10 protein-coding genes are annotated in these 8,438 nt (G+C 59.8%); 3 read left to right on the forward strand and 7 right to left on the reverse strand.

What is annotated here, in order from left to right; translation table 11 throughout:
• Positions 1 to 254 (forward strand): amidohydrolase family protein (locus VKV28_02210; GenBank protein ID HLH75598.1); only part of this gene is annotated, 254 nt, incomplete at its 5' end.
• A gap of 70 nt (positions 255 to 324) precedes the next feature.
• Positions 325 to 567, forward strand: coding sequence for a type II toxin-antitoxin system HicB family antitoxin (locus tag VKV28_02215; GenBank protein ID HLH75599.1), 243 nt, complete (start codon positions 325 to 327; stop codon positions 565 to 567).
• A gap of 230 nt (positions 568 to 797) precedes the next feature.
• On the opposite strand, the gene VKV28_02220 is transcribed toward VKV28_02215, so the two are convergent.
• Together VKV28_02220 and moaA are read right to left on the reverse strand one after the other, a co-directional pair.
• Positions 798 to 1,913 carry a hypothetical protein gene (locus tag VKV28_02220; GenBank protein HLH75600.1) on the reverse strand — a complete coding sequence of 372 codons (1,116 nt, stop codon included), beginning with the start codon at positions 1,911 to 1,913 and terminating at the stop codon, positions 798 to 800.
• 96 nt (positions 1,914 to 2,009) lie between these two features.
• Positions 2,010 to 2,999, reverse strand: a complete 990-nt coding sequence (gene moaA / locus VKV28_02225) for a GTP 3',8-cyclase MoaA (protein ID HLH75601.1) — start codon at positions 2,997 to 2,999, stop codon at positions 2,010 to 2,012.
• A 390-nt stretch (positions 3,000 to 3,389) separates the two neighbouring features.
• Between moaA and VKV28_02230 the strand changes: the two genes are divergently transcribed.
• Positions 3,390 to 4,094, forward strand: coding sequence for a hypothetical protein (locus VKV28_02230; protein HLH75602.1), 705 nt, complete (start codon positions 3,390 to 3,392; stop codon positions 4,092 to 4,094).
• Positions 4,095 to 4,356: 262 nt separating this feature from the next.
• Here the strand turns inward: VKV28_02230 and VKV28_02235 are convergent, their stop codons facing one another.
• From VKV28_02235 to VKV28_02255, 5 genes are all read right to left on the reverse strand, one after another.
• Positions 4,357 to 4,791, reverse strand: a complete 435-nt coding sequence (locus tag VKV28_02235; protein ID HLH75603.1) for a helix-turn-helix transcriptional regulator — start codon at positions 4,789 to 4,791, stop codon at positions 4,357 to 4,359.
• Entirely contained in the window at positions 4,788 to 5,570 is a 783-nt protein-coding gene (locus tag VKV28_02240; GenBank protein HLH75604.1) for a hypothetical protein, read from the reverse strand. Before VKV28_02240 ends, VKV28_02235 begins: the two co-directional genes overlap by 4 nt.
• Positions 5,571 to 5,767: 197 nt before the next feature.
• Positions 5,768 to 6,586 (reverse strand): family 1 encapsulin nanocompartment shell protein, encoded by an 819-nt coding sequence (locus VKV28_02245; GenBank protein HLH75605.1) that lies wholly within the window; start codon positions 6,584 to 6,586, stop codon positions 5,768 to 5,770.
• Positions 6,579 to 7,652 carry a Dyp-type peroxidase gene (locus VKV28_02250; GenBank protein HLH75606.1) on the reverse strand — a complete coding sequence of 358 codons (1,074 nt, stop codon included), beginning with the start codon at positions 7,650 to 7,652 and terminating at the stop codon, positions 6,579 to 6,581. The genes VKV28_02245 and VKV28_02250 overlap by 8 nt, the downstream gene beginning before the upstream one ends.
• A gap of 147 nt (positions 7,653 to 7,799) precedes the next feature.
• Positions 7,800 to 8,438, reverse strand: a 639-nt coding sequence (locus VKV28_02255) for a hypothetical protein (GenBank protein HLH75607.1), incomplete at its 5' end; no start/stop codon positions are given.

The following is an 8,438-nucleotide window of genomic DNA, read 5'->3' on the forward strand; positions in this document are numbered from 1 at the left end:
AGGCGCACGGATGCTTGCATCCGCCCAGCGCCTATCTGCGCCGCATTTGGTTCGATTCGCTAGTGTTTGATCCCGCGCTGCTCGGTTTTCTCATCTCCCAAGTGGGCGCCGATCGCATCATGCTCGGCACCGACTATCCGATGGATATGGGCTTTGAAGATCCGCTCGGCACGCTGGAAAAAGTGGCTAATCTCGACCCCCAACCGCGCCGCGCGATCGCCGGCACCAACGCCGTAACGCTGCTAGGACTGTAGCCGAATCATTAAGCGCAAAAGCACGTCGCAGGAGGGAGATCGTCACGGCACAATGCTGCGAGGTTGCTCGTTGCAAAATCCGTTTCGCGCCATGCTAGGATCGCTCGATGTTAACCATCAAATCGAACGCGAAGACGATGGTTGCTGGGCGGCTGAAATCCCACCCCTTCCCGGAGCGATGGCGTACGGCGCTACCCGTGACCAGGCAATCGCCAACGTCAAGGTCCTCGCGCTGCGCACTATCGCCGACGAGATCGAGCACGGCGAACGCTCCCCTAAAGGCGCGGATACCAGTTTCGCCGTAGCTGCGTGAGCCGTTGCCCTCCAGAGGTGGGCGCATACTGGCCACCCTTGAGCGCCTAGGCCGGCGAACCAAACGCCGAATCTGGTTCGCATCGTTGGCTCGAACGCCTCGGATGGCCTAATTACGCCTTCGCCTTTCACGACGATCATGAGATCGGCTCTAAAGCCCTTGCCCGCTTAGCCAAACCTGCCGGGCTCAAAAAATATTAACCGCGTTCGCCGCCGAGAGTGCCACTCGGATTAACCCCAGACCTGGCGGGCGGTTTCCACTACCAGTTCGAGCTTGCGCCGCTGCTCGTCGATAGTCATGTGTGCACCGTCGCGATCGGCCGCGCCTTGAAAACCGCATTGCGTGCTGATGGCGAGCTGTTCCAACGGGCAATATTTAGCCGCCTCGTCGATTTTCCGGCGCAATTCGTCGATCGTCTCCAGGCGCGGGTTCTTGCTCGACACCAGCCCCAGCACGACCACTTTGCCCTTGGGCACGAAGCGCAACGGCTCGAACCCGCCCACCAGCGCGCTGTCATATTCGAGCAGGAAGCGGTCGACATGCAGCGCACCCAGCAGCCGCTCGGCCAGCCATTGATAACCACCCGAACCATGCTCCCACGAGGTCCGGCTGCCGCGACACAGATGCATCGCGCGCGTCACGCCGCTGCCCGCGACCGCGTCGTAGCAGGAATTATCGACGGCGATGTCCAGTTCCAGGCTGCGCTGGGGATCAAGCCCCTGCGCCCGCAGCTGGGCGCGCCAATCCTCGTTGACGTAGCTGTTGAAACCCTCGTCGAGTTGGAGATAGCCGGCGCCGTCGGCCACCAGGGCCTGCATTTCGCCACGGATGATGTCGGCCAAGTCGCGATGAAGTTCCTCGCGCCGTGGATAGGCCTTCTCGGTCACGCCGCGGCGGTAGCCCGCCCGCGCCACCGCCGCGGGACTGGGCATCGTTATCTTGAAGGGACCGGGCGAATGCTCGCGCATGAACGCAGCGTCGACCTGGGCGATTCGCCGAATCTGGCGCAGCTTGCGTTCCACGCCCTTGGCATGCATCTCGATCCGCACGCGGCGACCGTCGGGCGTGGTACTTTCGCGCACCGGATAGGCCGCTTCGAATCCCTCCACCGCCTGGCTAACATTGGTTTGCCAGGCATCGCGGCGCATCTCACCATCGCTGAAGATTTCCAGCCCCACCTCACATTGCATCGCGAGCGCGGTGAGAATCGATTGATCCTCCACGGCTCGCAATTGCGCCATGCTGATACGGCCAGCCTTGCAAGCGTCGCGGGCGTCGAGCAACTCAGGTGGGCGCAGCAAACTGCCTATCTGATCGGCACGAAAAAACTTGCCCATCTTCGGCATTTTGCCCACCTCATGCTCGAGATGCTCCAGTTCACCCAAGCTTATGAAATGCGGATATCCACAAAGTGCGGGCGCGAGCTCCCTCGCGAAAAGTCCTTAACCCCCGATTTGGTACATCGAGCGATCCTTGGTGGAGCGGCCCTCCAGCAGTTTATGGCCTGTGGGCTTGAGCTCAACCGCCCGTACCAGCATCGCACCCAACTCCTCCAGGCTGGCGCCGGCGCGCAGCGCCTTACGAATATCCAGCTCGTCGTCATTGAGCAGGCAGAGATGGAACTTGCCGTCGGCGGTAAGCCGCATCCGATTGCAGGTGCCGCAATAAGGCTCACTAACCGGCGAGATGAAACCGATCACCCCGCGCGCGCCGGCCAAGCGGTAATTGCGCGCCTCATCCGAGAGGTTGCGGCTGGGCAGCTCTGCCAATTTCCCCAACTCGGTCTCGATACGACCGCGAGTCTCGATGTTGGAGACATAGCGTTTGATCGCCACCCCGGCACATTCGCCGCCCCCAAGCGGCATCAGCTCGATAAACCGCACGTGCCAGTCGCGTTCCAGCGTAAGCCGGGCCAGCTCGACGACATCAGCTTCGTTGTAGCCGGCTACGACCACGCAATTGAGCTTGATGGGCACAAGGCCGGCACCCTCGGCAGCCATCAGCCCATCCCACATCTTCTCCAGACTGCCCCAGCGCATCAGCCGCTCGACGGTGGCAGGATTGAGGCTGTCGATGTGGACGTTAATCCGCCTCAGCCCGGCTTGTTTGAGCGGACGGGCCAGTTTGCCCAGCAGCATCGCGTTGGTGGTCATCGCGAGCTCGCCACAGCCGGGGATGGCGGCCACGCGCGCAATGATCTCCAGCAGGTCGGGGCGCAGGGTGGGTTCGCCGCCGGTCAGGCGAAACTTGCGAAAACCTACGCCGATCGCCGCTTGTACCACACGCTCGATCTCGGGCGCAGTGAGCAGATCGGGCTTAGGCGCCAGCCGCACGCCTTCTAGCGGCATGCAATAGACGCACCGCAAGTTGCAGTTGTCCAGTAGCGAGATACGCAAGTAGTCGATCTCGCGGCCAAAGGAATCAAGCGGCATCCCTGTTATTTTAGTAGCTTGGCACGAAGCTCGCTACTGGTACGAAGCGGCGGCGAGCGCCCCATCCCCCAGTTCATCGGTCTCATCATGGCGTAGTGCCTGGGCGCATCAAAAAGATGAGTACGCTCTGGCTGCGTTCCCCCCTTTTTGAACAAGACCGGGCAGTTGGTGGCGCTCGGCACAATCAATTTCCACGCTCGGAGCTACCGTGGCTGCCACTGACCGCTCGCGCGTTTTTGCTATTGGAATCGCTTTAGCCAATCCTGGCACGTACTTATCCCGAAATTCCACTGTCAGATGGCAATTGCTCAACAGGTTGTTGTGTTTTTCCAAGTTTGGCATGAAGAGCATTGTAGGGTGACCAAACTCTCCTCAATTAAGGAGGAATCCATGGAACTGCGTCTACTGGAAACCGCGCCCGAGCGCGCCGCCTTCGAGCTCGCTTTGAGTCGCGCCCGCGCCACCAAGGGAATCGGCTTTTGTGAGACTTCGCGCTCGCGGCTGGGACAAGCGCACATCGCCTTCGCCGACTTGTACGGTATCTTCGAGGCGACTGCCTCGGGTCCCAGCCGAATGGTGGCGGGTTTCGCGATTCACAGCCTGGATACTTTTCCCCAAAGCTATGCCAAGCCTGATTTGACTCACTTACCTCCCGACCAGGTTGCCGAAGTAGGCGAGCTTTGGTCTTCGACCTTGTCCGGCGGGATGGCGGCGCGCTGGGGTTGCACGATACTTTCCGGGCTGCTGCAATTTCGCACCGTCCTCATCTACCCGATCGTACAGCCTTGGGATCTGACCGGAGCCTATCCGGACTTCGAGCGCGCCGGCGAACCGACCGTTTGGCCCTTCGCCCAAACTTTAAGTGGTGACAAAATCCTGGTTCAGCCAATGCTGATACAGGGCGACCGGCTCCGACGGAGCATCGCCGCAGCTTGGGAGGTTGGCTTCGAAACCTCCAACTGCAACAGGTGCGTGAGGTTTAGTAATCCGGTTAAAGCGACTATCGACGCGCGCCGCCGGGTCCGCCGTGACCGGCTCCAAGAAATGGTCTTTCCACCCACTATGCCGCTGGATGCCGGTGTTCCTGCGGCCTAAAGCCGGACGGGCTCCCGAAAGCGGACGGGGCGCCGTGGCCGGATCTTGGAGGGGGGGCAAGGCGCCGCCACGCCAAGCGATTTTAGGGGAATTGCTCGGCGTGGCGGTTGCGCCCACCCACGGCTGGGTCGTTGGACTTGACGATAGCGGGGCAGTGCACGGGAAGCGCAGTGTCCACAAGTACAATGGCTACGACAGCCTTCAGCTGGGCGATTGGCTTTCCAATCGCCCCCCCCGGCATCCGGTCTTGGCGCCACTTATCCTAATCTTCTTCGATTGCCTGCCTGATGGTCCGCAGAATGAAGAGATAGTCGCGCGGGCTTGCCACCGTACCAAGCGCATTGATGGAGGATAAGACTTTCATCTCTTCGGGGCTGATCTTATGGCGGGCCAGGATTCTTGGGTCGCTGCGGAAGCGATGCCACACCGTGGCCTGAGGCGCCCCACGACTTCCCCGCGCGCTTTGCAAAAGATCGCGCGCTTCGGGATGGGCCAAGAGCAAAAGCTTTTCTTTGGGCAAATTTAAAGTGTCCGCCAAACGACTGAGCAGTTGCAGCGAGGGCCTGCGCTGTCCCTGCTCCAAATAGCCCACGTAGCTCGCCCGGACACCAAGAAGATCAGCTAGTTTACGCTGCGTCAGGTTGAGTTCGGTTCGTCGCCGCCGAATGAGCCCACCCAAGCTCTTATCTCCGGTCATACGCCGAACTCCCCAAAGAGCGCTTCCCTCAGTTTAGCGTAATGAATCATACCACAGAGATACTGGAGACTCTGAAAGACCGTGCCGGACTGGTCGAAATCGAAGCCATATTGCTTCTTTACGTACGCGCGCACTCGCTGAAAGGCTGCCCGCGAAAAGCCCTTCGTACTCGCGGCGTGCCGCCCCCGTGCCGAACCGAAGAGCATTGAAGCCACCGGGTGCGGGTAACCGCATAGCGCTGCGGCGATATCCGCCAGGAGTTCGCACGGTTCCTCGAGATGAGACACACAATCGACATGAAAATAGGGCCGTAGAGCCGTCCGACTGGGGCGCAGCAGCTCGGAGCTTACGTGATGGCCGAGCTCGTGAGCAAACGTCGTCCCCACCGCCACTGGATGATGAGCGAGGTTGAGAAAAACGATCGGCTTTTTTAAATGAGTATCGACGCAGTCGACGTAAAAACCGCGCAGCGCCAAACCGCCGTCGCTGCGATATTCCGAGGACTTGAGCTGAAAATTCTCGCTCTTGGCGATGCGAGAAAACAGGCTGGCAGATGGCAAAAATGACTCTTGATTGAATGCGGGCAGTACCGCGGACATCTCTTGAGCGAAGCTTTTTATCAAGCTGTCATCAAGCTGCCGCCGCAGCGCCGCCCGGTAGTCGATTCGCCAAACTCGATCGACTTCCTTCCGAGGTTCCGACCAAACTGCGAGCTGCTTAGCACCCCAGATGCCAATGTTGGAAAGTATTTCCTGGACGAGGCGATCGGCTGCGTTCATTGCGCCCGCACCACAAGTTCAAAGCAAAAAGCTGTTTCTACCCGCTTTAAATACGCTTCTTTGCAAAAATGGAGCAGCACTTCGAAAGTGTCTTTTCGATTATGCTAATAGCATCATCTCTCAGCGAGGGTCAATCGCCACATTATTTTGACAGGATGAAACACCCACGCACACGCAAAGGAGAAGCACCTTTGTGGCTACTCCGTGCGACCCTTTTGCGCCGGCACGATCGCCACCGAAGCTTCCGCGGTCAGCATCAGGAAGGTCAGGGTCTCCTGCAGATAAAGGCTGACGACGCGGTCGGTATGGCCCAGGTAGCCGATTGACAGATCCTGACCGAGATGGAGGACGAAATCGCCGCCGCGTTTGCTCAGCACCAAGGCACCACTTACCGCCGGCGCCCAGACGATCTCGTCGTTGACAAGGCGCTGAATATGGTTGATGACCGGATAACCGTGGTCGCTGGCCTCGCTCAGCGCCGTGTAGGCATCCGCGCCCAGTAACACCGAATAGGGTCCGTTAACGCCGACCAATCGCAATTGCCCAAGGGCTTGCGCGATAGCACTGGGATAATGCGCGACCTCTTGAGGCAGGGTCATCGCAGGATTGCTTGAACCTGTGCGGATGCCTTCAACCGAAGCGGCGGCGTATCCATCGAAAATAATCCGATCTTCCGCAAAGGCGATCGTTTTCGCGGCATCCTTCAGCGGCTGCCAATTGGAATCGTTGGCGCCCCGTTCAACGTCGTCGATAGCCTGGCGATCCAACTGGAAAGGCACACGAAGTTCGACCAGCGCCTTGACCTCATGTTGGCGCGCGATGACCCCCTCGGCCGGCGGCGCGACGTTGCGCAGATGGCCGGTGCCGACTGCCGACAGCGCAACGCCATCCGGGCCTTTGACATCGACTACGAGCCGCCCGGCCAGGTAACGCTTCAAAGTGCGCGCGGCTTCCTTTTCGATATCCGACCATGCGCGCTCATTAATCGGCGCCACCTCTCGGTAGAGATTATTCATCGCGAGCCCATCCTTTCAGTGAGCCAATACCCAGCGACCCATCGCCGGCGAGGCTATCGGAGGGTGAGGTTTGTATCGAATTGTCGGCGGCATCCACAGGCATACCGGGCTGGGATGCGAAAGCTTCGAGAAGCGTCAGCGAGGGTACAAAAAACAGAGTGCCGGTGATCGCGCGACTGACGTCAAGCAACCGATCGTAATTGCCGGGAGGCCGCCCCACGAACATGTTTTGCAACATCTGTTCAATTACCAGAGGCGAGCGCGCGTAGCCGATAAAGTAAGTTCCGAATTCCCCTTTCGCAGGCTGCCCGAAAACGCCATTGGCCCGGTAGATCTTCTTTTCCAAGCCACCTTCCACGATGGTGGTCAGCGCGTTATGCGCCGAAGTCGGCTTCACCGAATCGTCGAGCTCGACATCCGACAGCTTGGTGCGACCGATAATCTTTTCCTGCAGCTCGGTGGGGAGCGCATTCCACGCACCAAGGTCGTGCAGGTACTTCTGCACAATGACGTAGCTGCCGCCGGCGAAAGTCGCGTCCTCCTCGCCGATGAAAACCGCCCGGATTGCTTCGTCTCCCACCGGATTTTCCGTTCCATCGACAAAACCCAGCAGATCGCGATTGTCGAAATAGCGAAACGCGGCTACTTCGTCGGCGGTCGCAACGCTCTCGCCAAGCTGGGCAAGGATCTGCGCTTCGAGCTCGAAGCATAGATCCCGGCGCTCGCCGCGAATATGGAAGATTAAATCTCCGGGCGTGGAGACCGCGCGGCGCGGTCCCGCGACGATTTCCTTGAAGAGATGGAGTTCGGCGGGAAGCGGCCTTCCCAACAGACGATTGCAACCGTTAAGGCCAAGTCCCACCACGCAGGAAAGCTCCGCCTCCGGTTCGCGAAAGCCCACGGCGCGAACAAGTTTGGGCAAGTTGGCGCAAACCGACCGTACCGTGTCTTCATTCTGGCGCCCCGGATTTATGGTCAAAATCAAAAACACCGCGGCGCGCCGCAGCGGCTGAATCACGGGCTGGCGCACTACCGAAGCGTTGCCACTTGGGTTCGAGCTCGGCACGCCTCATTAAAGCATGGCCGCGGTTTCAAGGAAAATAGATAGCCTCGCCATCTCCGGCTCGGTTCAGCCTCGCTCATCGACGAGGCTGCGTGTGTATTCCCTAATCGCCAGCGGCCACGCTGGGATGCAAGATCTCACTGGTGCGCTTCAGTCGGTAACCGCGGTCAGGCGAGCAACAGCCACATCGGCGCGGCCGGGTAGCATCCAGGCCAGCGGTAGCGAAATGAGAACGGCTAGTGCTCCAATCAAATAAGCGTCGCGATAGGCCAGTCCGATCACATGATGGACCGCGGGCAGCGCGGGATGATCTTCCAGCAGGCCCATCCGACGGGCGGTCTGAAAGCTTATGATCGAGGCGAACAGGGCATAGGCAAGATTACTGCCCTCGCGCCGAGCCAAGGTATAAAGGCCCGCGGCACCGGTCTTTTCCGCCGCCGGCACGGAGTTCAGGGCCGCCGCCGTCAGCATCACGAAGACGCACCCCACGCCTAGCGCCATGGGCAACTGAGCCAGCACCAGCGTGATGAAGGAGGGTGCCAGCATTCGTCCCGCCAACAACCAGCACGACCAGGCTTCCAACAAGCTGGCCAACGCCACCACCATCCTGGGGCTGGTGTTGTAAAGCCGACCCGCCAGCGGGGTGACAGCCAGCATCAGAAGCGCGCGTGGCAGCAATACCAGCGCGGTACGATAGGAGTCGTAACCCAATTCGCTCAGACAAAATTGCGGAATCATGAAGCTGCTACCGTAGAGAATCAACCAAGTCATCATGCCCAGGGCAGAAGC

It is taken from the genome of Candidatus Binataceae bacterium (genome assembly GCA_035294265.1).
Lineage (GTDB): Bacteria > Desulfobacterota > Binatia > Binatales > Binataceae > DATGLK01.